The organism is Lishizhenia sp. (assembly GCF_057456495.1).
Genome location: NZ_JBVCPV010000021.1, coordinates 1 through 23,299, shown reverse-complemented (window position 1 = coordinate 23,299; position 23,299 = coordinate 1). Strand labels below are relative to the sequence as shown.

Sequence of the window (23,299 nt, the reverse complement as noted above, 5' to 3'; positions counted from 1 at the left end):
GGCCAAAAGAACCAATTGCACCAGGAGCAACTGGAGTAATTAAAGTGAAGTACGATACTAAAAGAGCTGGTCAATTCTCAAAAAGCGTTACATTAACTTCTAACGCAGTGAATTCTCCAACTATGGTAATCAGAATTAAAGGTGTAGTGAAGTCTCCAGCGCAAGGTGGAGCACCAGCAAATGGAACTGGAGCACCAGCAAACTAATATATTGATGAGGCTATATTTCGCGATCATATTTATAGCTTTGAACTCCGCCCTTGGCTTCGGTCAGGAGGCGGAGTTTCATTTTTTGGAGAAAACCACTGTAAAGTTGGGTGACTTCAAAGAAGGGGAGATAGCTAAACATAAATTTTATTTTGTGAATTCAGGTGATGCTCCTTTGTTTATTTATGCTGCAGATGTTAGTTGTAGCTGTACCAAAACAAAATTTACAACGGAACCTATCGCACCCGGAGACACTTCTTTTTTTGAGGTAAGTTTTGATACAAATGGGAAGTTTTATTGGCAGGATAGGGTGATAGTGATTAGCTCTAATGCGAAAAAGAAAGAAAAGCTTCGAATTAAGTTGTATGTAATTCCAAAAGAGGAAGAAGGCAACTAAGCCCCCAATCCTCTTTCTATTTCTTGTAATTTTACAGTAATCTCACTGATTAAATACGCTTTTTGTTCATCTTGCGTTTTTCCATTCTCTATGTAACGCGTTAAATGCAATTGCGACTCCAATACTTGTTCTTCCTCGAAAGGACCCTCCAAGTTTTCGATGATTGTGATGGCTTCCAAAGCATCCATGAAATCTCCATTAACAGCAATGTTTACGAAATCTTGTAAATACTCAGAGTAATCTACTTTAGAGTTCCAAAGTGTATTTAATAATTTCTGACGTTGATTTGGGAATTGATTTTCATTAATGATGTTCATGATGAAAGGAACAACTCCTGTGTCTTTGATAGAGCAGAAAAATTCTATAATTTCTTTTTCTACCTTTTCTTCAATATCACCGTCTAGTTTGCGAACAAGTGCTTCAACCATTTTAGGCTGACCGTGAACTTGTAAAGATTTTAAAGCCTTGATTTGCTGATCTGTATCACCTGTATTCAATTGAATAAGTAATTGCTTCAGTTTTAAAGCTTCTTTCTCTGCCTTTTTGTTTTTTTCTTCTTGACTCACTGTGCTGTATTTTCTGCAAAGTTAATCAATATATTACCATAAAAAAGGTAGTCACATCCTTAATTCAAAAGCTTATATTTGTGGACAAATTGAAGAAATTTTATACGATAATAAACACAATAATGAAGATTAAATTTAGCACCTTAACACTAGTGTTTGCTTCGGCATTTGTACTGGGATCTTGTGGTTCTTCACAAGAAGAAACTAAAGAAGTTGAAAAAGAGGTAGAAGCAGTTCAAGAAGAGTTGAATATCTACACAGATCGTCACTATGAAGTAGATAGAGTTTTGTATGATTTGTTTGAAGCGGAGACAGGAATTAAAGTAAATATACTTCCTGGTAACTCTGAGGAGTTATTGTCTAGAATGAAAAATGAAGGTGACAGAGGTTTTGCTGACATTTACTTTACGGCAGACGTTGCGCGTTTATACCAAGCACAAGAGGCAGGATTTTTTCAAAATTCATCATCGGCTGTTTTAGATTCTATCATTCCAGCATACCTGAGAGAAGAAAACGGGAAGTGGTACGGTTTAACAAAAAGAGCGCGTATTATTGCTTATGCTAAGGATAGAGTAGATACATCTATGTTATCAACTTACGAGGATTTAGCGAATGAAAAATGGCAAGGAAAAATTGCTGTTAGAGCATCCAACAATGTGTACAACCAGTCATTATTAGCATCTATCATTGCAAACAATGGAGAAGAAGCAGCACTTGCATGGGCAACTGGAGTGGTAAATAACATGTACCAAGAACCATCAGGAAATGATAGAGATCAGGTGAAAGCTGTATTTGCGGAAAAGGCGGATTTAGCTATTGTTAATACGTACTACATAGGTAAACTATTGAATTCTCAGGATGCTTTGGAAAAAGAAGCGGGTGAGTCTGTAAATATTTTCTTCCCAAACCAAGCGGGTAGAGGTACACACATTAACATCAGTGGTTTAGGAATATTAAATGGTGCTAAACACGCAGAGAATGCATTGAAGTTGATAGAGTTCCTAGCACAAGAAAAAGCGCAAGAGCAATTGGCAGAAGCTAACTACGAATTCCCAGTAAATAAGAATGTGCCGGCGAGTGAGTTGGTTCAATCTTGGGGAACTTTCAAAGAAGACACTTTATCTTTACAACAAATTGGAGCGTTGAATGCTACGGCTATTCAAATGTTTGATAAAGCGGGTTGGAAGTAATTGAATTTCAAAAGTAAAAAATATAGAACTTGGGGCGTTGTCTCCGCAATTGTGGGAGGAATAATTTTTATTCCTCTCCTTTTTGTATTAGAGGGTTTTGCCGATGGTACAAATGAAAATATTCAGCACATTCAAGAATATGTGTTGCCAGATTTAATTTACACTACACTGCGCATGATTCTTGGCGTAAGTGCCGTGAGTATACTCTTAGCTGTTCCTACTGCTTATTTTGTTGCCAATTTTAATTTCCCGCTTCGAAGGTTTTTAGAAAAAGCCAATGTACTTCCATTAACGATTCCTACATATATCATGGGCTTTGTTTATGCAAGTATTTTCTCTTTTACAGGAAGCTTTACGAAGTTGTCTATGCTGTTCTTTACACCCAAAGAAATTTTTGCATGGGATGTGAACGTGTTAACGGAAGGTTGGTTAATGGTCTTTTTGGGATTCGCATTATACCCCTACGTGTATTCTTCTAGTCTTTTACATTTTTCAAGTAAGAATAAAGCGATAACAGAAGCAGCATCTACTTTAGGTGTTTCGAGTATGAAACGCTTTTTTACCTTAATCTTACCCTTGGCAATACCTTCAATTTTAGGAGGAACTGTTTTGGTGATCATGGAAGTAATTAACGATTACGGTGCGGTGAGCTACTTTAATGTAAAAACCTTTTCAGCCGGAATTTTTCAAGCGAAACAAATGGATTTTTCAGGTTCGCTTTACTTGAGTGCCTTGGCCTTTGTTTTTATTTCGGTGATCTTCGGAAGTCTTTTTGTATATAGAAATATGAAGCGTGTTTCCGATAAGAAAAACAGCAGTGATTTTCAATTAAAGCAGCTCAAAGGTCCCAAAGCCATGTTGTTTTCTTTTTTGGCTTTTCTTCCTTTCTTTTTGGGGTTTGTAGTGCCTGTAGCTCAATTGATATATCTTTCTTTTTTTACGCCGAAATCTCTGGTGGATGAGGAATTATTTAGTACAACCTTAGAATCGTTTAGGGTAGCCATTATTCCTGCTTTAGTTATCGTAATCATTACTTTATTACTCTTGTATAATAAATACTTAAACAAGGGCTGGAAATCGAGTTTAATAGCGAATCTATCTACTTTGGGATATGCTATTCCCGGTGCAGTGATAGGTGTTGCCGTTTTAGGCTTTGCTTTTTTCATGCAAGAAGATGGTGATTTTTATGCCTGGGGAATTGAAAGTTTATTCCTTTTAAGTATGGCCTATGTCATTCGTTTTATGGCTGTGGGGTATAATACTTTAGAAGCGAATTATGCCCGGTTACCAGATGCCTTGCCCGATGCTTCCAGAGTCTTGGGTAAATCAAGTTTTGCAACTTTTTTAAGGGTGAATTTTCCCATTTTAAAGTTTGGAATATTTACCACTTTTGCTGTGGTCATTATAGATGTTTTGAAAGATTTACCTTTAACCCTTATTCTTCAACCTTTCAATTTTGAAACTTTGGCAACAAAGGCTTATAAGAAAGCGAAAGTAGCAGAAAGTGTTACAGATGCAGCACCCTATGCATTATTGTTAATAGCTTTGGGAGTGGTGGTTTCTTTGGTATTAATGCGCTCTAATAAATCTACAAAATGAGTTATCTTAAGTTAGAAAATATTACCAAGTCCTTCGGTAAGTCGCAAGTATTGAAAGAGGTGAGTTTTGCCATAGAACAAAATGAAATTGTGGCATTACTTGGAGAAAGTGGCTCTGGTAAAACAACCTTGCTGCGTATTATTGCCGGATTGGAATTTGCCAATACAGGAAATGTAATGGTAAATGAAAAGGTAATGCAAGATGCTTCTACTTTTTTAAAAACAGAGCATAGGAATATTGGTGTTATTTTTCAAGATTATGCCTTGTTTCCGCATTTGAATGTAAAGCAAAATATAGCCTATGGTTTACGCGATAAAAATGAGGCTTTGTTGAATGATTTTTTAAGTATTTTCGAGTTAACAGAACATGCAAAGAAAAGACCCCATCAATTATCGGGTGGACAACAACAACGTGTTGCCATTGCTAGAAGTATTATTGTAAATCCGGATTTGTTATTACTGGATGAACCTTTTTCGAGTCTAGATCAATCGCTGAAGAGAAAGGTAAGGAGTGAAATATCTACCATCTTAAGAAGACAGAATATTCCGTCTATCCTTGTAACACATGATCCTGATGACGCCATGGAAATGGCGGATAAAATAGCGATTCTTCAAAAAGGAGAAATCGTTCAATTTGATACTCCTGAAAATATTTATAAAAATCCTATCAATGAATACGTAGGTGATTTAACAGGAGGAATTAATGTGCTCGAAGGTAGACTTGTTAGACCGAGTGATACAAAGATGGTTCCAACAGAAAAAGGAAGTTATAAAGTGGTTAAATGTAGTTTTTACAAAGGTGATTTCTTTATTACACTTCAAGCAACTGACAATCCAAAAGCTTTTGTAAACGTGATTGAAAAATACCGTGTTGAAGTAGGAAGCTTGATGGATGTAGAGTAAAAAAAAGGCAAACCATAAGCCGGGTTCTGTGTCCTTAGAAAGGTGTCTATCATTTATCCAGTACTAAAGTCGCCTTTAGCATCTATCGATCTACCCTCCGAGTCGAACGAGCAATTCTTAGCACATTTCTGTGCGCCTCGGTATACATGATCTTTCAGTCCGTAAGGTTTACCCTGCCACTTATGTCACCATAAGCGCGGTGAGCTCTTACCTCGCCATTTCACCTTTTCCCCGTAAACGAGGTAGTTTATTTTCTGCGGCACTTTCTGTATTCGTTAAACGAACCCTTCCCGTTAGGAAGTACGGTGCTCTTTACTGCCCAGACTTTCCTCTCCTCCAAATGGAGCAGCGATAGACTAGTTTGCCTTTAGGGCAAAGATAAGAACATAAGTGAATAAAGAGGGTTATTGAATGACGAGTCGTTCTTGTTTTTTCTTCCCCTTGAGGGTAATTTCTAAAAGGTAAACTCCTTTTGGGAATGAAGAAACGTTAATCATGGATACATTTTCTTTCGAAAGAACTAATGCCCCTGTAGCTGTGTACATGTTTAGATGATCAATTTGTTGAGAGAAATTTACTTCAGTAGAACTTGGGTTGGGGTAAATCTCAAGGTTCAATGCGGTTTCAAAGCTCTGGATTCCAACAGAAATGTTGTCTTTGTACTGTGTGCTAGTAATTGTTTGTATTCCGAAACTTTCATTTGTTTCAATACGCAACAAAGGGATGTCTTCGTTATTGGTCCACCATTCATATACGTGCTTCGTTGGCAGGGGGAGTTCGTACCATGTTCCTGCACCTCCACTAATAGATACATATACTGAATCTAACTCTTCAATAATATGATGTACGCGTAAACAATTGAATGTACCATAGGGGGTGGTAATACTTCCGTAGCCATCCACTTCAGAATAATGTTGGACGTATTGTTTGAGCTGTGCATCATATATCGGGTTTAAATCGAAGGATGTATATGCGCGTGATGAATCGATATCACCATAAGTTAAAGGAAGTTTATAAAGTCTTTCAATCGTGTCTGAAGCAAAAGGAATACCTTGACCTTGAATACTTACACTGTATCCTACTTTTGTAATAGCATTGTTGTCAACCTTAATATATTCATCAACTTGGTCTATGGTAATAGGCATTAATGTTGGAGGAATGTTGGCCAGAGCAAAAGCTTGATTTTCGGTAAAGTAATTGGCTTGATAATCTGAGCTACCGAAGAGACCAAAAACAGCTTGGACCAAAAATGAAGCTTGAGAAATGGAATTGTACGTTAAAGTATCTTGATTGATTTCATTTAGATTACTGAAGTCCCAATTGTAATTAGCTCCAGTTGAAGAAAAATCGACATTTGAATTAGTTACAGAATAGAACTCTGTTCCTGAACTCGATTGAAAATCTGATGCCGTTAAAGTGATTTGTGCAGTACTTACTCCACTTACTAATAGAAGACCAAGAAGCGTCAGAAACTTTTGCATGAATTAGAAATTTTCAGGAAAACCAAAGGTCATTTCCAATTCTGCATCTCTAATCATTCCGTCTGAAAGTCGTTTTAGCTTACAATTAATAACCCCTTCTGCGATTGAAACAGGAATACCATCCACGTTATTTTTGTACTTCATGTACTTATTAATATCGATGAAAGTACTGTCGTTCTCTGGAATGTTACTGATCCATGTTTCTCCGTTGATGTTGAAACGTAAATCTATACTGTAGTCGTTATTTAATGGGTTTGTATTTTCAGCAAAAGAAAAGTCTTGAATAAATTTACCTTCTAAGTCAAAATCTACTATGATAGATTTCGTTCTCTCAACACCATTGCTGTATTTCACGATAACGGTAATGGGAACCCTTCCTGTAAAAGCAGATGTTGATAATTCAACTGCGTCAGAGAATAATGTTCCATTGATATACCATTCAACGTTATCAATAGGGTAAACAGTGTTATTGAATACTCGTAACCTACCTGTAGAACCTACGATGTGTACCGGTTGACCTATCGCATGTTTTTCGTATCCCAGAATAACATCATTACAAAGCTTTGCAACTTCACCATCTTCATAGGTAACTTCAGCACAAATGTTGAATAAACCATGATCGTATAGTGTAATAGAATTCGAAGAATAATAATCACCATCTACATACCAATCAATTGCGGCAATTTTTACGCTATTTGCAAAAGAATCTATTGCATACTGAAAAGTTGGCTGCACAGCATTTCTTGTAAAACGGAATTGAGGTTTATTGGTAATCAATTCTAAATGCTCGTTATCTAAATTACCATCGTGAATCGATAGTTTAAACGAAGAATTTTCATTGCTAATGTCTCCGTAGAAAAGGTCCACACCATTACGTTCACTAAAACCAGTGTACATATATTGGTTGTCATCTCCAGCTACAATTTTAATGTCTTCTTGGCCAATTTTTCCTTTGACCATGAAAACAGGGTCATTGGATTCAACCAATTCGGGCATTTCATCTTTTTTACAAGCCGTAAAAACGAGTAATAGAATAAGTATCGATATGGTAGAAATTCTACTCATTATTTTCTAAAATTATACTTTAAGTACACAAATCCGTATTTAGGAGTTATGTTCGGACCAACCATGTCAAGCTGCTCTGTAAAAGTTGCTCTTGAATTAAGGTAGGTACCCATTTTAATTCCTAAATCTACGCGGCTAAATAAGTTACGCTCTACAAAGAAGTATGCACTAGAAGTATTTTGTTTTAAACCTTCAGTTAAACCGTAGTATACACCTTCTTCATCTAATGCACCATCTTGGTAAGTTCTAAATTCAGCACGAGAGTGGTTGAGGAAGTTGTATTTAAATCCAACACCAAAACTCACTTTCTTGAAACTTGCACCAATTTCTAATGGTAAGTAAAGATCGTAGAGTTCCTTGTATACAAGTTCATTTGACGAATTTCTACTACCGAAATCATAGATTTTAGCATCCGTCGTATAGGTGATATTAGCGTTTGTAGTTAAGTTAGCTCCTATACCCGCTCTAACTCTTAACCAATTTTTTCTGAATTCATAATTCAATGCACCATTATATACAAAAGATCTTCCTGCAATAGAACTGTTGTAGTTATCAGAGATTCCTACCCCTAACTCTACATACATTCTATCTTTCAAACGTTGCAAGTTTTTAAAATCTAATAGATTACTTAAATCTGCATTTGGGTTAAAGGTTTGAGATAGAGGTCCTTGATCATCAACATGCAGTCTTTCTATACTTTTTCCAAAGTTCGCAAAAGGATCTGCTACTGGTTTTAATAAAACTGGCTTGGGCGAAACATTCTCAGAAACATCAACTTTATTCGTATTAGTATTCGTTTCTTGAGTCGTTAATTTTTGGACTTGAGTAATCTCTTTTTCAGGAATCGCTATTGCTGATAGTTTTTCATTCTTACTTGTTTCCTTAGCAGAAATAAATGGAGAAGTGAAATTCTCAGGCTTATCTTCCTTAATAGAAACTTGCTTGTTCGTATTTTCTACAGCAGACTGTGTAGTTAAGATAGATTTCTTCTCACCATTAACTGATGTAATAGAATTCCTAGCCTCCTTCTTGTTGAAAGCTGTTTTTACTTCCTGCTTAGAAGTGTTCTCTTTAAGTTTTGCTGCTTTTAGGGCAACAATATTATCAGGTGTAGAAACAAACGTATCCAACTTTTCTGCCACAACACTGTTGTCATACTTGTTTTGGTTAGGGATCAACAATAATGATCCAATACCAATCAAAGCAAGTATACCAACAGAAAGCATAGAGTAGATACCTCTCTTACTTTTCTCTTCCTGATCTAAAAAAGCATTCATCTCGTCCCAATAAGCGTCTTTAAACTCAACTTGTGGGGCCGAATTGGCTGCTTCTCTGAACAACTGATCTATATCTTTATCGGTTAAACTCATACAACTTTTGTTCTTAACTCAGCTTCAGTTAATTTTTCTAATCTTTCTTTTAATTCTTTTCTCGCAGTACTCAAATGCCATTTGGAAGTTCCTTCAGACATGTTGAGCATTTCACCAATTTCTCGGTGATTATATCCTTCTACAACGTACATTAAGAAGACTTGTTTTGCAGCAGGCTTTAAATATTCCAATAACTGCATAATGTCTTTTTGACCAAATGAGTTTACCGCCTCATTCGTACTCGAACTTGCGTGGTAATCCAATTCTTGATCACTGTCTTTTACGTTGATATTTGTTTTGTAATTTTTATTCTTTCTATAATCGTCAATTAAGGTATTTGCCATGATTCTTTTCGACCATGCTGCAAACATTACTTCTTCTAAATCTATTTTACTTAGATTTTTCAGAATCTTATAGAAACCTTTATTAAAGATGGCGCGAGCGTCCTCCTCGTTTTTATGATATTGCAAACATTTGGGCATCAGGAACACATAACACGCTTCGTAAAGCTTCTTCTGAGCTTTACGGTCATTTTTAGCGCATGCAATCAATAATTCTGTATCAATGTGCATATAGTTATTTATCCCTTTGATTCTGTTTAGCATTTGCAAATTAATCAAATTTTACGAAAGAGAATGTATTTATCTTTATAGTTCTTCAGTTTCTCCTCAAAGTCCTCAACGTTATTTATATTTATAAGGTTGGAACAAAAGTCATTATTTATGAAATTATTTTTATTAAGACATGCTAAAACAGCGAAAGCTGAGAAGAATCAAAATGATTTTGACAGGGATTTGATGGACAAAGGTTTACGTCAATGTAAGTTGCTTTCTACATACTTTAAGGAGAATAATTTTCATTTACCTCAGGTATTTTGTTCATCTGCTCAAAGAACAAAACATACGTATGATTTAATCAAAGATGCGCTCGGAGAACATGAGTTTATGTTAAGATCTGAATTGTATTTAGCTTCAAGAGCGGAGATGATGAAGTTTGTCTGGGAGCAACAAGGGAAGGAGGATATGCTGATCATCGGACACAATAATGGTATATCAGATTTGGCGATGTACTTTTTAGATGAACCTTTGATGCTACCTACAGCCGGACTAATCATCTTGGAGTTTCCCTTTGATAACTGGACAGAATGTTCAAAGGCTACTGCTCAGTGTTTTGATCTTTATCTTCCTCAGGTTGTTTAGGAATGTAGTAATACACCACATTCTGTGCTTTAATTTGTTGTTCCTCTTGAGCTTTGCGCATTTCTTCTCTTTCTTGAGCACGCCGTAAATTTTCTTTGTAGATGCCCTCTAAATCGGGTGGTTCAATTCCCATGTCCTGCTCAATTTCATACCAATACTTTAAAGGTTTGGGGCCTTGCTTTCTGGCGGCAATAGCTGCAATAATACCCACCAAAAATCCAAAGAGGTGTCCTTCCCAGGATATTGGTTTTTCTGTTGGAAAGATACCCCAGATCAAACTTCCGTAGAGAAAAATAACAAAAAGTGATATCGCCCACATGGGAGTTCTTTTCCTGAAAATACCACTTACAAAAAGAAAAGAAAAGAGTCCGTATATCACACCTGATATCCCAATATGGTAACTTCCTGTATTTGGGGCAATGTTCCACAGTAAAAAGCCTCCACCAATCCAAATCGCTAGGAGGACGTAGAGAGCAATCTTTCTGTAATAATAGATGAGAGCAGCAAGTAATACAAAAGTAGGAATGGAATTGTTAACGATGTGTGTGAAATCTCTTTGAGAGTGGATAAAGGGCATGAATACGATTCCTTTTAACCCTTCCATGCTTTTGGGGAGTACGCCATATTTATAGAGATCCAAATGAAAGGTGTAGTCCATAAGGTACACGCTCCATAAAACCAATAACAATAAAAAAGGGTAGAGCAGTGCCTCTAGCATGTTACCATCGTTGACGTAGTTGAATCTTTTCACGGTTTTCATTTATCAATAGTTATGCCTTCACTTATTATCGGTCAACATGGCAGCGCAGCTTGTCGTAAGCGCGTACTTGATGATGGCCCTTGTCGTAAAATAACAAAATTTGCTTCATTTTTTTAACCATATTTGCAGCCTAAATTTTAAACTATGAGAAGAGTAGTTGTAACAGGAATGGGAGCTTTAACTCCTATCGGAAATAATGTAGAGGAATATTGGAACGCACTTTTAGAAGGAAAAAATGGAGGTGCCAATATTACATCCTTTGATACATCTAAGTTCAAAACGAAATTTGCATGTGAATTAAAAGGCTACGACGAAAAAGAACATTTCAACCGTAAAGAAATCAAGACTTACGATAAGTTTACGCAATATGCTTTGGTGAGTGTAAAGCAAGCTGTAGAAGATAGTGAAGTTGATTTTGATACACTTAACAAAGATAGAATTGGAGTGATTTGGGGATCTGGAAATGGTGGAATTCAAACCTTTCAAGATCAAGTTAAGGAATATGCAGAGGGAGATGGAACACCGCGTTTTTCTCCTTTCTTTATACCAAGAATACTTGTAGATATAGCAGCCGGAGTTATTTCAATGCGCTATGGTTTACGAGGTGTGAATTACTGTCCGGTTTCCGCATGTGCCACTTCAACAACAGCAATGATAGATGCCTTTAACTATATTAAGTGGAACAAAGCAGATATGATCATTACGGGTGGATCTGAAGCAGCGATAAACGAAGCTACTATTGGTGGGTTTGGTTCTGCTAAAGCGTTATCAACGAATAATGATCATCCAGCAACAGCTTCTAAACCTTTCGATCCAAACAGAGATGGATTTGTGATGGGTGAAGGTGCAGGGGCCTTGATTTTAGAGGAGTACGAACATGCTAAAGCACGTGGTGCGAAAATCTATGCTGAAGTAGTTGGTGGTGGAATGGCTGCTGATGCTTATCACTTAACAGGAACTCACCCTCAAGGAGATGGTGCGGTATTAGGGATGAGTTTAGCTCTAGAAGAAGCCGAAATTAAAGCGACAGATTTGGATTATTTAAATATGCACGCAACTTCCACACCCTTGGGAGATATCTCAGAGTTAATTGCTGCAAAGCGTGTGTTTGGAGAAAATCCTAGTTTAACAATTTCAGGTACCAAATCCATGACAGGTCACTTGTTAGGAGCTGCAGGAGCTGTGGAAGGAATTGCTTGTGTAAAGGCAGTGCAAACCAATATGGTTCCTCCAACAACGAATACAGAGAATATAGAAGAGGAATACAAGGATGCTTTCGATTTCCCATTGAATAAAGGGATAGAAAGAGATGTGAAGTATGCAATGTCTAACACCTTTGGTTTTGGAGGACATATTGCCAGTATCCTCTTAAAGAAATTTGAAGAATAAACCTTGATTAGAGGAATTAGAATGAAAGCCGTGTCTGTAAAGGATGCGGCTTTTTTATTTAAAAATAGAGGGGGTGAAAATGAATCTGATTTTGAGAAAAACTCAATGCAGGGAAGGGAATTTTTAAAGTATTGAAAATGGAAAGCACTTTTTTAAGGGACTTGTTGCGTATGTTCATTTGCGAAAAATCGAAATCTAAGCTGAAAAGAAATTGAGAATACGCATGGTATTCCTGTGTAGTAGTCGAGAAATAATTTTCACTTCCTTTAACCTTTTCATTGACAGAATAACCTAAACTCAACTGTATCCATTTAGGAAAGTGGAGAGAAGAATTAAAAAGTTGAAAGGGAGAAAAACTCAACCAATAACTCTGACCATTGTAATCTTTTAACAATCGTTCTTGAAAATTCTGTCCCAACACCTCAGGGCGAAGTTTTGCGTAGGGCGAGGGTGAATAGGAAAATTTGAGACGAATTCTTTCTTCTTTCCAAAGGAATTGTTGAGCGGAAAACAAAGCTATACCGCTAACATTCGCATACATGTCTGGCCAAGAAAATCCATATTTTTTTTGAAATCCATCTAAAACTTCAAAACTAGATTGAAAGAGGATTGAAATTCCTGCAGAATAGAGGATTGATTTGTTGTGAGAATAATTAGCCCATATATAAAGGTGTTGGGCTTGTTTTTGTATGTGATAGGCGCTGAACGCATGACCTGTTTTGTCCATACCCAACCAACTGTCTCCATCATTTACAATGTGAAAGGAAGCTGCTTTGTCGTACCATACAGATTGTAAGACAATGGGGGTTGAAACACAAAGTCCCAATAAACTCGAATGGGCAACAAGCTTTTTAGTTTTATCCTTTTGCAGGGGCTGAGCTGTTGCAATTAACCCTTGAGAAAGACAAAAAAATAGTAGTATGGTTTTACAAAGATTCTTCACCATACTACTAAGATAGAATTACTTTTCCAATTGAACTTGGAAATCAAAGTCTACGATATCTCCAATACTTGGGTCTGAGTCCATTCCAAATTTAGTTCTGTCGAGTGATGATTTTACGTTCAAAATCAATACTTTTTTATCCTCAGCATCAGCTACACCTAAAACTTTAAAATGAACATCTATTTCTCTTTCTATTCCTTTCATTTTAAAACTTCCCTTTGCTGTGTACTCATCTCCATTCGCAACCACTTGGTTAGATCTGAATAAAAGTGTTGGGTATTTTTCAACATCGAAATATTCCGCTTCCATCAGGTGATCATCTCGTAAGTCAACAAAAGTTGATAAACTCTCCACGGGTATCTGAATAAAGAATTTACTTCTTGTAATATCTGCAGGCACTTGGAAGGTTCCTTTGATTTCATTAAATACTCCTTCTGTTCTTGCTTTCTCTGGACCTAAGGCAAATTTTAGTGTCGATTTATCACTAACAACATCCCAATTTCCTTTGGCAATTTCTAGGGATTCACCTTTTTGTTCTTCAACACTTACCTTTTCATCCTTCTGTATCAGTTCGAGATCACTTTTTTCTTCAATTTCTACGGGTTTTATGTAAGGAAGCATGAATAATACCATAGCAATTACTCCCAAATCTACGGGTATAGAAACTCTGTTTGAAGAATAGGATTTAATCGGAGTAAGAATCGCTAATCCTATAACTAATGCAGAAAGAGATAAAATACCTCCTAAATTTTCCTTTTGCGTATAAAGAATGGCCAATACAAATGTGATGAAAAGAGGGAAAAGGTAATTCTTGGCGATATACAAATAACTCCAACTTGTTTGAGAATTGGTCGCAAATCGCAAGAAGATTCTGTGAAACATTAATAACAATCCTGATACAAATAATCCTGCCAGAACTTCACCTCTTGAAAAGTCTAAAACTTCAAAGTTTCCATACGTAAGTAAGAAGGGAATTAAAGTGAGTAAGAAAAGACTGGCAGAGGCAGAGAAAGCAAGAATGTTATTGATTCCTAATTTATCTTCTGAAAGTATCGTGGTAGACAAGTAAAACGTTGCTGCCACGATTAAACCTAGTGCTCCAATTACTTGTGCACTCATCAAAGTTAAACCACCTATGAAGGTGTAAGTAATTAAAGTTTCTAACTGATTTTCTTGTTGTTCTTTCCAAATTACATTTCCAAACTTAACGACCAAGCTCGAAACGAGTAATTTAACTCCATGCGTTAAAACAGGAGTAATGGCTCCTAACAGTGCAAAGGCAAAAAGTTTTTGATTTTCGGTTATCACATTACCGTAATAACTTAACTCATATGCAGGTAATAATAAGAATGCAAAACTGGCCAATACAGGCAGGAAGGCAAAGGCAATACTGGTAATTCGCTTAAAAATTATCGCGAATATGAAAGATAATCCTAACACACTTAACAAGAAAGAGGGGAGTGGAAGAGTAGCTTCTACTTGACTTTCAAATGCTGAATAATTAACGAGCAATAGTCCTGCTCCGAGCACAGTAAAGTGCAATCTTTTATAATACTGTAGCTTGTTTCTTTGCTGTAAGATATGTGCCAGCAAACTAAAGATAAAAAATGTTGCAATCGTAATATTTACCATGGTAATATTTTTAACAAACGTACAAAAAAAAGTCGAACTAAATAGTTCGACTTAATATTTTTAGATTTTTGTCTTTTAGTTTCTATAAAGTGTTGCTTTCACTGCTTTCACTATTCTATCCACATTAGGTAATGCTTCATCGATAAGTGTAGGAGAGAAGGCAAAAGGAGTATCTGTTTGCGTAACTCTCATTACAGGAGCATCTAAGTAATCAAAAGCGTAGCGTTGAACGTGGTAAGCAATCTCAGAAGAGATAGAAGCCAATGGCCAAGACTCTTCAACAACCACACAACGGTTTGTTTTCTTAATAGACTCAACAACTGCTGGGTAATCGATAGGACGAATAGTTCTTAAATCGATGATTTCACATTCGATTCCTTCTTTTGCTAATACATCAGCAGCAGCATGAGCTACTTTAATGATTTTACCAAATGAAACGATAGTTACATCAGCACCTTTTCTTTTTGTATCCGCAACTCCAATAGGAATTAAGTACTCACCTTCTGGAATTTCGTTTTTGTCTCCGTACATTTTCTCAGACTCCAAGAAAACAACAGGGTCATTATCTCTAATTGCAGATTTCAATAATCCTTTTGCATCTGCCGGAGTAGATGGAGTGATTACTTTTAATCCTGGTACGTGTGCGTAAAATGCCTCGAAAGATTGAGAGTGAGTTGCGGCTAACTGACCAGCAGTACCGTTACCACCTCTAAATACGATTGGACAGTGATATTGTCCACCCGACATTTGCAACATTTTTGCCGCACTGTTAATGATTTGATCCGCTGCAAGAATAGCGAAGTTCCACGTCATGAACTCTACGATAGGTCTTAAACCATTCATAGATGCACCAACACCAATACCTGCAAAACCAAGCTCAGCGATTGGAGTATCAATTACTCTTTTCGGTCCAAACTCGTCTAACATACCTTGAGAAACTTTGTAAGCACCGTTGTACTCGGCCACTTCTTCTCCCATTAAAAATACGTTTTTATCTCTACGCATTTCTTCAGACATTGCCTCTCTTAAAGCTTCTCTAAACTGTACAGTTTTCATCAGTCAATATTTAAAGTCATTCAAAACGAAGTTCTAAACCGCAGAACTATCGTGTTATTTTTCAAGCGATCAAAAGAAATTTACCAACAATTTCCTATGCGCTCTTAGTATCTTAACCTGCCCCGTATGTCTTTCATTTAATACGATGTTAAATGTCCCGCTTCACGCGGTCATACAAGGGAGGCCAAAACTACAAAAATATTTATTTAAAGAATAGAACAGAAAGGAATATCAGTGAAAAAATAAGAGAATTAACAAAGTCCGTGTCATTATGCCCGATTCAGCAACAGCAGAAATCAATCTTTTGTTATTTTTGTGGGGAAAAGAAATAAAACTTATTTACATGAAAATATTAGTATGTATCAGTAAATCTCCAGATACAACATCTAAGATTGCCTTTACAGAGGGGAATACAAAGTTTGATGAGAATGGAGTTCAATATATTGTTAACCCATACGATGAGTGGTATGCATTAGTGAGAGGATTGGAGTTGAAAGAGGCTTTGGGAGGAACTGTAACTACTATTACTGTAGGAACAGCTGCTGACGATGCTACTATTCGTAAAGCCTTAGCTATTGGTGCAGATAATGCAGTAAGAGTTGATGCTGAAGCTACAGATGCTTACCAAGTTGCGAATGAAATTGCTACTTACGCAAAAGACAAAGGATTTGATTTAGTATTAACAGGTAAAGAAACAATCAACTACAACGGTTCTCAAGTTGGAGGTATGATTGCAGAGGAGTTAGATCTTCCTTTCGTTTCTTTGGCTACTAAATTGGATGTTGAAGGTACAACTGCAAAGATGGATAAGGAAATCGTTGGTGGTGTAGAGACTGTAGAAGCTCAATTGCCAATCGTGGTTTCTTGTGCAAAAGGAATGGCAGAACAACGTATTCCAAACATGAGAGGAATTATGGCTGCTAGAACAAAGCCTTTAGAGGTTGTTGCTCCAGTTGGTGGAGAGGCAATGACATCTTTTGTTTCTTTTGATTTACCTCCTGCAAAATCTGCAGTGAAGTTAATTGATCCAGAAAACATGGATGAATTAGTAGAGTTGTTACACAACGAAGCAAAGGTATTGTAGTATTTAAAAGAGATTAGATTATCATGTCAGTATTAGTATATGTAAACAGTAACAACGGTAAAATTGCGAAAAACGCAATGGAAGCGGTTACTTACGGAAAGAAAATTGGAAATGTAACGGTTGTAACTAACGGTGGAGCAGATGCAGGAGCATTGGCTGAATTAGGGGCATACGGTGCAGATAAAGTATTGGTGGATAGATCTTTCGAGGGAACAGATCCACAACAAATTACAAAATTAGTAGTTGCAGCAGCTGAAAACGCTGGGGCTGAAACAGTAATTTTTTCTAACGATTTAGTTGGGAAATCAGCTGCTTCAAGAGTTTCTGCTAGAATGAAAGCTGGTTTGGTTGCTGGTGCAACTGCAGTTCCCGCAGAAGATGGAACAGTGAAAGTAAATGTTTTCTCTGGTAAGGCATTTGGTTTTGTTAAAGTAAATACGCCTAAGAAAGTTATTGCTTTATTACCAAACTCTATCCAACCAGAAAATAACGGTGGTACTGCTGAAGTAGAAGAATTTACTTCTAATGCAGGAGAAGCTGGAATCAAAGTTTTAGAAACTAAAAAACCAGAAGGAGCTATTCCATTACCAGAAGCTGAATTAGTAGTTTCTGCAGGTAGAGGTTTAAAAGGACCAGAAAACTGGGGAATGGTAGAAGATTTAGCAAATGAATTAGGAGCAGCAACGGCTTGTTCTCGTCCAGTAGCAGATATTGGATGGAGACCTCACCACGAACACGTGGGACAAACAGGTGTAGCTATTCGTCCTAACTTGTACATTGCTGCAGGTATTTCGGGAGCTATTCAGCACTTGGCAGGTGTTAACGGTTCTAAAGTTATCGTTGTGATTAACACAGATCCAGAAGCGCCATTCTTTAAAGCAGCAGATTACGGTATCGTAGGAGATGCTTTTGAAGTATTACCAAGGTTAACAGAAGCTGTAAAAAAATTCAACGCTGCAAAGTAAGATTTAGCAGATAAATATTATTTTTACAATAGTAGGAAATTAGGGAGGCTCACTTGCGTCCCTAATTTTTTTACTATTATTTGATTACAAACAATTTCTAATAGAGAATAGAGCCAACAGCAGAGTAGAGAATGGAAAAAGTTAAGTTAGAGATCGTAGGATTGTCTTACAGCCAAACGCAATCAGGAGCATATGCCCTTGTATTATCAGAAGTAAATGGTAAACGTAGACTACCCATTATTATAGGTGGGTTTGAAGCGCAGGCGATTGCAATTGAATTAGAGAAAATGACTCCTACGCGTCCTTTAACGCACGACCTTTTCAAAAACTTTGCATTAGCCTACGATATCAACATCAAAGAGATTGTTATCTACAACCTTGTAGAAGGTATATTCTATTCTAAATTAATCTGTGAGAAAGAAGGTGTGATTACTGAAATTGATGCACGTACCTCAGATGCAATAGCATTGGGTGTTCGTTTCAATTGTCCAGTGTTTACTTTCGAGTCTATCTTGAGCTCTGCAGGAGTTCAGTTGGATGATCCTGACGGAGATGGTGATGCTTTCGCTATGTCTGATATGGATGATGAAGATAAAGAGGTAGAGGAAAAAGATGAAATTAAATCATTGTCGCTCTCGGATTTAGAACAGAAGTTGAATGAAGCTATTGAAAAAGAAGATTACGAATTAGCATCGAAATTGCGCGACGAAATTAACAAGCGTACTTCTTAAAATTTCCCATTTATGGTTACAGGTCAGGTATTTAAAATGAAGGTAGAACTACTGGAACAGGTAGCGTACACCCTAAATTTGCATCAAGAAAACGAGGTGCAATCTGTTGCAATGAACGATTACATAGGTAAAAGAATTCGTTTAAGTTACAAAGGAGATATACACTGTATCAAATGTGGGAAAAAGACTAAAAAATCTTTCGGACAAGGTTTTTGCTATCCTTGTTTTACCTCTGCTCCAGAAGCAGCGGAGTGTATCATTCGCCCAGAATTATGTAAAGCGCACTTGGGAGAAGGAAGAGATCCTGAATGGGAAGAAAGAAATCACAATCAACCTCATTTTGTATACTTAGCTGCAACAGATGTAGTGAAAGTAGGGGTAACCAGAGATCATCAAATCCCAACACGTTGGATAGATCAAGGAGCTTCTTCTGCTATTCGTTTAGCGCATACACCGAATAGATATTTGGCGGGTGTTTTAGAAGTAGCCTTAAAAGATCATTTTACAGATAAAACCAATTGGAGAAAAATGCTCAAGAATGAAATTGACGAGAGCATAGATTTGGAAGAAGTAAAATGGGAGTTAGAAGAGCAACTTCCCTCAGATTTAACTGAATATTTTTCAGAGGATGATGAGATCGTAGAAATCAATTATCCTGTGTTGGAGTATCCTGAAAAAGTGAAGAGTCTCGGTTTTGATAAGCTTCCAGTTATTGAAGGAGAGCTGAAGGGAATCAAAGGGCAATATTTACTTTTTGACGATAATCGCGTACTCAATATGAGAAAACATACCGGTTATATTATTTCCTTCGAAGAAATAAGCTAAACGCAGTATTTTCATTAATTTGGTGATATGAAACTGTTTATCACCGTTCTTCTTATACTCTTGACTGGATTTGTTAAGTCTCAAAATGCTTGGCAAATTACGACTTTGGATAACATGCCTATGGCTACTTCCAACAATGCGGTATGTGAAGGTTTTATTAATGGGGAACGTTTTGTGTACAGTTTTGGAGGAATAGATACCTCGAAGATGTATAGTGGTATTCATAGAAAATCTTTTCGTTATAATGTAAGTCAAAACCATTGGACAGAAATAGATGAAGTACCTGATACATTGGGCAAAATAGCTTCGGCAGCTTCTTACGTTCACGGTAAGATATACGTGATAGGTGGTTACCATGTTTTTAACAATGGAACTGAACTATCTTCCAATAAAGTCCATATTTACAATCCTGAAACAGAGGCCTGGGAAGCAGATGGTGCACCTATCCCTTATCCCATTGATGATCATGTACAAACGACCTACAAGGACAGTTTGATATTTGTTGTAGGAGGTTGGAGTAATACTTCCAATGTTCCGCATGTTCAGGTGTACAATGTTTTTACAAACAGTTGGTCCCAAGCGTCTCAACTTCCTAATGATGCCTTTTTTAAATCTTTTGGTGCCTCTGGTTATATGGTTGATGATACCATTTTTTACGCAGGAGGTGTTTCGGATAATGGTGGTTTCGTGGCCAGAAAGTATATGCGAAAAGGAGTGTTGCAAAATGGTAATCCCTTAGATATCGTATGGACTCAAATGGACGATTTGCAAGGAGATGCCTTGTATAGGTCAGCATGCAGTGGGTATCAAAACACTGTTTTCTGGATAGGAGGTTCTGGTGTGGCTTATAACTATAACGGAATGGCTTACAACGGAAGTGGTGGTGTGGAACCCAATAATCGAATTATTCACTACCAAAGTTCAGATCAAAATTTAATGGAACTCAACACCTCTTTACTCAATGTGATGGACATGAGAGGTATTGCTAAATTAGGAGGTGGGAACTGGGTTGTTGCAGGAGGAATGGATACTGCCCAAGTTGTAAGTAACAAAACTTATTTATTACATAATCCAAACTTTTCAGGTATTCTCAATGGTGTTCAACCGCCCTACTTTAATGTGAAGCAGCTAGAGAATCATTTCGAAATAGAAACGGAGTTCGCAGGCTCTGTAAAGGTTTATGATGCCAATGGTCGACTTTTATATACCAACTATAAACTTTTAGCAGATCTCCTTATAGAGAAATCAAGCCTAACACAAGGATTCTTACTTTTCCTTTTTGACGATGGGTCGAACGTTCCTGTCACCCAGAAGATAATTTCTATCAATTAAAGAATACTTTATTTATCGCGCGCGATGTAATAATTATATTTGTCGCACACGATATAAAATATAGGTATGAGTTTTTACGATTTTGAAATAGGTACTCCTCAAGGAGAAAAATTGAAAATGGCGAACTACAAAGGAAAACCCATGTTATTGGTGAATACTGCTACCAAATGTGGGTTAGCACCTCAATTTGATGGTTTGGAAAAGTTACATCAAGAGTATAAAGACAAAGGTTTGGTAGTTTTAGGTTTTCCATGTAATCAGTTTTTAGGGCAAGAACCGGAAACAAATGATACAGTTGAGGAAGCATGTAGAATCAATCATGGGGTGACTTTTCAATTAACTGAAAAAATAGACGTGAATGGGGAGAACACGCACCCAATTTTTCAATATTTAAAGAATAAAAAAGGTGGCTTTCTAGGAAGTAAAATCAAATGGAATTTCACGAAGTTTTTAGTAGATCAAAATGGTAAAGTTTTAAAGCGTTATGCACCTACAACCAAACCAGAAAGCATAGAGAAAGATATCCAAAAAATTATCGGATGAAAAAGGATGAAATCTTACTATTAGAAAACCAATTGTGTTTTCCCTTTTATGCAATTTCAAATGCGATTACAAGATCCTATGGTCCTCTTTTAAAGGAATTGAATCTAACGTATCCACAGTATTTGGTTTTGCTGCTTTTATGGGAGCGGGAGGGAAGGTCTGTGACGGATATTTGTAATAGTTTGTTTTTAAAAACCAATACACTTACTCCTTTATTAAAAAAACTCGAACAAAAAAATTTGGTTGTAAAGCGAAAGGATCATTTAGATGTACGAAAAGTGCTTGTATTTTTAAGTGAGGAAGGGAAGTCTTTGAAGGAAAAAGCGGAGTGTATTCCTCAACAATTAATAGAAACAACCAATATGAAAGTGGAGGATATGAAAAAACTGCGTTCACTTTTAAATAAGATGATGGCGGATATCACTCAGAACTCTACGAAGGATGGTTCATCTTGATATTTATTCTGAATCCTTTGATTTAATTTCTTAATTTAAGGACTTTCGTAGAAATATTGAGTTAAGATGAAAAAAGGGATAGTAGTTTTAGGAGCGTTTTTAGCTTTTATAATGGTGAATTGTGAAGGTGAAAGTGCTGAAGTAGAGGGTGTCGTAGAAAAAAACGAAACACCAGAGGTTGAGCAAACTTCAGTTGTGGAAACAGAGGTTCAAAAAGATTCTATGAATTGGACGGGGACGTATGAAGGAAGTAGACCTTGTGCTGATTGTGAGGCACTTGAAACAGAATTAACCCTATCGGAAGATAAAGAATTTAAACTTGTAGAGAAGTATAAAGGGAAATCTGAAGAGGCAGTTGTACGCACCGGTAAATTTTCTTTCGATAGTACAACGATGAATGTCGTTTTAGAAGGAGAAGGATTACCACGCATTAAATTGGCTGAAAATGCGGTTGTTTTTCTGAACCTTGAAGGAGAAGAAGTTAAAGGTGAAACGGAAGACCTATACCGATTAATGAAAAAGGAAAGATCATTGTTCCAAACAGAATGGGAGTTGGTTGAGTTTAGAGGTCAACCTGTAACGGATAGTTTAACACAGCTTATCCCTACATTAATAATTGATACTATAAACAATAGGGCTTCTGGAAATGCAAGCTGTAATCAATACAGTGGTAATTACCAAACAGATGGAATGTTGTTGTTGAGTTTTGAAGAAATGGTAGCGACGAAAAAAGGTTGTTTAGGAGCAAACATTGAACAAGCGTATTTAACGACTTTAAATAAGGTAGATAATTATACGATTTCAAATAATATTTTGAGCTTAAATAAAGGTAAAATGGCTACTTTAATGAAGTTTGAAGCTGTAGAAAAATAAAATATTGATAGGAGATTTAAATTCTCTGCTTATTTTTGAAATACGCTCTTTGGGAATACCAAGAGCGTATTTTTTGTGATGCAAACTTACTTACAAACTCCCATAGAATATCTAAAAGGTGTGGGCTCGGCAAGAGCTGTTTTACTTCAAAAGGAATTGGGGGTGAAAACCTTTGAGGATTTATTGGAGTATTACCCTTTTAGATATGTAGATAGAACAAGGTTTCATACGGTAAGAGAATTACGTCACCTAGAAGGTTTTGCGCAGTTAAGAGGACGTATTACAAGAATTCATACCACAGGTGCAGGAAGAGGTAAGCGTATGGTTGCCAATTTTACAGATGCTACAGGAAGCATTGATTTAGTGTGGTTTAAAGGATTGAAGTGGATAGAGAAATCAATTAAAGTTGGGAGTGAAATTTTGGTGTACGGTAAAGCCAAAAGATTTGGTTCTAATTGGAACATCACTCATCCAGAGATAGAAGATTTTAACCCCACGCAAGCAGCAAGATTTGAACCTGTTTATCATTCTGGAGAAAAATTAACCGCAAAAGGTTTGAGTACGAAAGGAATTGCGAAGTTAACGCAAAACCTAGTGGCCAATATCAAAGGAAAAATTCCAGAAACTCTTCCGGCAGAAGTTATTGAACACTATCGTTTAATGCCACGTGAAGAGGCTTTGGTTAAAGTTCATACTCCTGCAAACTTAGAAGAAGCCAAAAGGGCGCAATTCCGTC

The 23,299-nt window shown here is 36.8% G+C and carries 25 protein-coding genes and 1 other RNA gene; 16 read left to right on the top strand and 10 right to left on the bottom strand.

The window, feature by feature from the left end:
* A partial coding sequence (locus AC22ZQ_RS02870) for a DUF1573 domain-containing protein (protein ID WP_318957058.1) occupies positions 1-206 on the top strand: 206 nt, incomplete at its 5' end.
* 7 nt (positions 207-213) lie between these two features.
* Positions 214-603, top strand: a complete 390-nt coding sequence (locus AC22ZQ_RS02865; protein WP_318957057.1) for a DUF1573 domain-containing protein — start codon at positions 214-216, stop codon at positions 601-603.
* Here the strand turns inward: AC22ZQ_RS02865 and AC22ZQ_RS02860 are convergent.
* Positions 600-1,169, bottom strand: coding sequence for a hypothetical protein (locus AC22ZQ_RS02860; protein ID WP_318957056.1), 570 nt, complete (start codon positions 1,167-1,169; stop codon positions 600-602). The two genes, AC22ZQ_RS02865 and AC22ZQ_RS02860, sit on opposite strands and share 4 nt — an antisense overlap.
* A gap of 122 nt (positions 1,170-1,291) precedes the next feature.
* On the opposite strand from AC22ZQ_RS02860, the gene AC22ZQ_RS02855 reads away from it, so the two are divergent.
* The 3 genes from AC22ZQ_RS02855 to AC22ZQ_RS02845 are packed head-to-tail and all read left to right on the top strand — an operon-like array spanning position 1,292 to position 4,860.
* Positions 1,292-2,359 carry a Fe(3+) ABC transporter substrate-binding protein gene (locus AC22ZQ_RS02855; RefSeq protein ID WP_318957055.1) on the top strand — a complete coding sequence of 356 codons (1,068 nt, stop codon included), beginning with the start codon at positions 1,292-1,294 and terminating at the stop codon, positions 2,357-2,359.
* 51 nt (positions 2,360-2,410) lie between these two features.
* On the top strand, positions 2,411-3,958 hold the full coding sequence (locus AC22ZQ_RS02850; RefSeq protein ID WP_318957054.1) for an ABC transporter permease: 1,548 nt from the start codon (positions 2,411-2,413) through the stop codon (positions 3,956-3,958).
* Entirely contained in the window at positions 3,955-4,860 is a 906-nt protein-coding gene (locus AC22ZQ_RS02845; protein WP_318957053.1) for an ABC transporter ATP-binding protein, read from the top strand. The genes AC22ZQ_RS02850 and AC22ZQ_RS02845 overlap by 4 nt, the downstream gene beginning before the upstream one ends.
* Here the strand turns inward: AC22ZQ_RS02845 and rnpB are convergent.
* From rnpB to AC22ZQ_RS02820, 5 genes are all read right to left on the bottom strand, one after another.
* Positions 4,861-5,228, bottom strand: an RNA gene (gene rnpB, locus AC22ZQ_RS02840) — RNase P RNA component class A. It abuts the gene before it with no gap.
* A 36-nt stretch (positions 5,229-5,264) separates the two neighbouring features.
* Positions 5,265-6,341: a T9SS type A sorting domain-containing protein gene (locus AC22ZQ_RS02835; protein WP_318957052.1), complete on the bottom strand. Its 1,077-nt coding sequence runs from the start codon at positions 6,339-6,341 to the stop codon at positions 5,265-5,267.
* A gap of 3 nt (positions 6,342-6,344) precedes the next feature.
* Complete coding sequence (locus AC22ZQ_RS02830; protein ID WP_318957051.1) at positions 6,345-7,406, bottom strand: hypothetical protein; 1,062 nt, start codon at positions 7,404-7,406, stop codon at positions 6,345-6,347.
* On the bottom strand, positions 7,406-8,776 hold the full coding sequence (locus AC22ZQ_RS02825; RefSeq protein WP_318957050.1) for a hypothetical protein: 1,371 nt from the start codon (positions 8,774-8,776) through the stop codon (positions 7,406-7,408). Before AC22ZQ_RS02825 ends, AC22ZQ_RS02830 begins: the two co-directional genes overlap by 1 nt.
* A complete protein-coding gene (locus AC22ZQ_RS02820; protein WP_318957049.1) occupies positions 8,773-9,381 on the bottom strand; it encodes an RNA polymerase sigma factor in 609 nt (202 codons plus the stop codon). Before AC22ZQ_RS02820 ends, AC22ZQ_RS02825 begins: the two co-directional genes overlap by 4 nt.
* 117 nt (positions 9,382-9,498) lie before the next feature.
* On the opposite strand from AC22ZQ_RS02820, the gene AC22ZQ_RS02815 reads away from it, so the two are divergent.
* On the top strand, positions 9,499-9,975 hold the full coding sequence (locus AC22ZQ_RS02815; protein ID WP_318957048.1) for a SixA phosphatase family protein: 477 nt from the start codon (positions 9,499-9,501) through the stop codon (positions 9,973-9,975).
* Here AC22ZQ_RS02815 and AC22ZQ_RS02810 read toward each other — a convergent pair.
* The gene (locus tag AC22ZQ_RS02810) at positions 9,932-10,735 is read right to left on the bottom strand and encodes a rhomboid family intramembrane serine protease (protein WP_318957047.1); all 804 of its coding nucleotides are present in this window, start codon (positions 10,733-10,735) and stop codon (positions 9,932-9,934) included. The genes AC22ZQ_RS02815 and AC22ZQ_RS02810 overlap by 44 nt on opposite strands.
* A 144-nt stretch (positions 10,736-10,879) precedes the next feature.
* On the opposite strand from AC22ZQ_RS02810, the gene fabF reads away from it, so the two are divergent.
* The gene (gene fabF, locus AC22ZQ_RS02805; protein ID WP_318957046.1) at positions 10,880-12,124 is read left to right on the top strand and encodes a beta-ketoacyl-ACP synthase II; all 1,245 of its coding nucleotides are present in this window, start codon (positions 10,880-10,882) and stop codon (positions 12,122-12,124) included.
* 58 nt (positions 12,125-12,182) lie between these two features.
* On the opposite strand, the gene AC22ZQ_RS02800 is transcribed toward fabF, so the two are convergent.
* The 3 genes from AC22ZQ_RS02800 to AC22ZQ_RS02790 all read right to left on the bottom strand — a co-directional run bounded on the left by AC22ZQ_RS02800 (position 12,183) and on the right by AC22ZQ_RS02790 (position 15,755).
* Positions 12,183-13,070 (bottom strand): DUF2279 domain-containing protein, encoded by an 888-nt coding sequence (locus AC22ZQ_RS02800; RefSeq protein WP_318957045.1) that lies wholly within the window; start codon positions 13,068-13,070, stop codon positions 12,183-12,185.
* 15 nt (positions 13,071-13,085) lie between these two features.
* Positions 13,086-14,699 carry a YceI family protein gene (locus tag AC22ZQ_RS02795; RefSeq protein WP_318957044.1) on the bottom strand — a complete coding sequence of 538 codons (1,614 nt, stop codon included), beginning with the start codon at positions 14,697-14,699 and terminating at the stop codon, positions 13,086-13,088.
* A gap of 75 nt (positions 14,700-14,774) precedes the next feature.
* On the bottom strand, positions 14,775-15,755 hold the full coding sequence (locus AC22ZQ_RS02790) for a pyruvate dehydrogenase complex E1 component subunit beta (protein WP_318957043.1): 981 nt from the start codon (positions 15,753-15,755) through the stop codon (positions 14,775-14,777).
* 343 nt (positions 15,756-16,098) lie between these two features.
* On the opposite strand from AC22ZQ_RS02790, the gene AC22ZQ_RS02785 reads away from it, so the two are divergent.
* The 9 genes from AC22ZQ_RS02785 to AC22ZQ_RS02745 form a co-directional block, all read left to right on the top strand.
* Positions 16,099-16,839: an electron transfer flavoprotein subunit beta/FixA family protein gene (locus AC22ZQ_RS02785; RefSeq protein WP_318957042.1), complete on the top strand. Its 741-nt coding sequence runs from the start codon at positions 16,099-16,101 to the stop codon at positions 16,837-16,839.
* Positions 16,840-16,862: 23 nt separating this feature from the next.
* Positions 16,863-17,804 carry an electron transfer flavoprotein subunit alpha/FixB family protein gene (locus AC22ZQ_RS02780; protein ID WP_318957041.1) on the top strand — a complete coding sequence of 314 codons (942 nt, stop codon included), beginning with the start codon at positions 16,863-16,865 and terminating at the stop codon, positions 17,802-17,804.
* A 131-nt stretch (positions 17,805-17,935) separates the two neighbouring features.
* On the top strand, positions 17,936-18,535 hold the full coding sequence (locus tag AC22ZQ_RS02775; protein ID WP_318957040.1) for a bifunctional nuclease family protein: 600 nt from the start codon (positions 17,936-17,938) through the stop codon (positions 18,533-18,535).
* 12 nt (positions 18,536-18,547) lie between these two features.
* Positions 18,548-19,360, top strand: coding sequence for a DUF2797 domain-containing protein (locus AC22ZQ_RS02770; protein WP_318957039.1), 813 nt, complete (start codon positions 18,548-18,550; stop codon positions 19,358-19,360).
* Positions 19,361-19,387: 27 nt separating this feature from the next.
* Positions 19,388-20,692, top strand: coding sequence for a Kelch repeat-containing protein (locus tag AC22ZQ_RS02765; RefSeq protein WP_318957038.1), 1,305 nt, complete (start codon positions 19,388-19,390; stop codon positions 20,690-20,692).
* A 66-nt stretch (positions 20,693-20,758) separates the two neighbouring features.
* A complete protein-coding gene (locus AC22ZQ_RS02760) occupies positions 20,759-21,235 on the top strand; it encodes a glutathione peroxidase (RefSeq protein WP_318957037.1) in 477 nt (158 codons plus the stop codon).
* On the top strand, positions 21,232-21,690 hold the full coding sequence (locus AC22ZQ_RS02755; protein ID WP_318957036.1) for a MarR family winged helix-turn-helix transcriptional regulator: 459 nt from the start codon (positions 21,232-21,234) through the stop codon (positions 21,688-21,690). The genes AC22ZQ_RS02760 and AC22ZQ_RS02755 overlap by 4 nt, the downstream gene beginning before the upstream one ends.
* A gap of 66 nt (positions 21,691-21,756) precedes the next feature.
* Entirely contained in the window at positions 21,757-22,563 is an 807-nt protein-coding gene (locus AC22ZQ_RS02750) for an META domain-containing protein (RefSeq protein ID WP_318957035.1), read from the top strand.
* Positions 22,564-22,641: 78 nt separating this feature from the next.
* Positions 22,642-23,299 (top strand): OB-fold nucleic acid binding domain-containing protein (locus tag AC22ZQ_RS02745; RefSeq protein ID WP_318957034.1); only part of this gene is annotated, 658 nt, incomplete at its 3' end.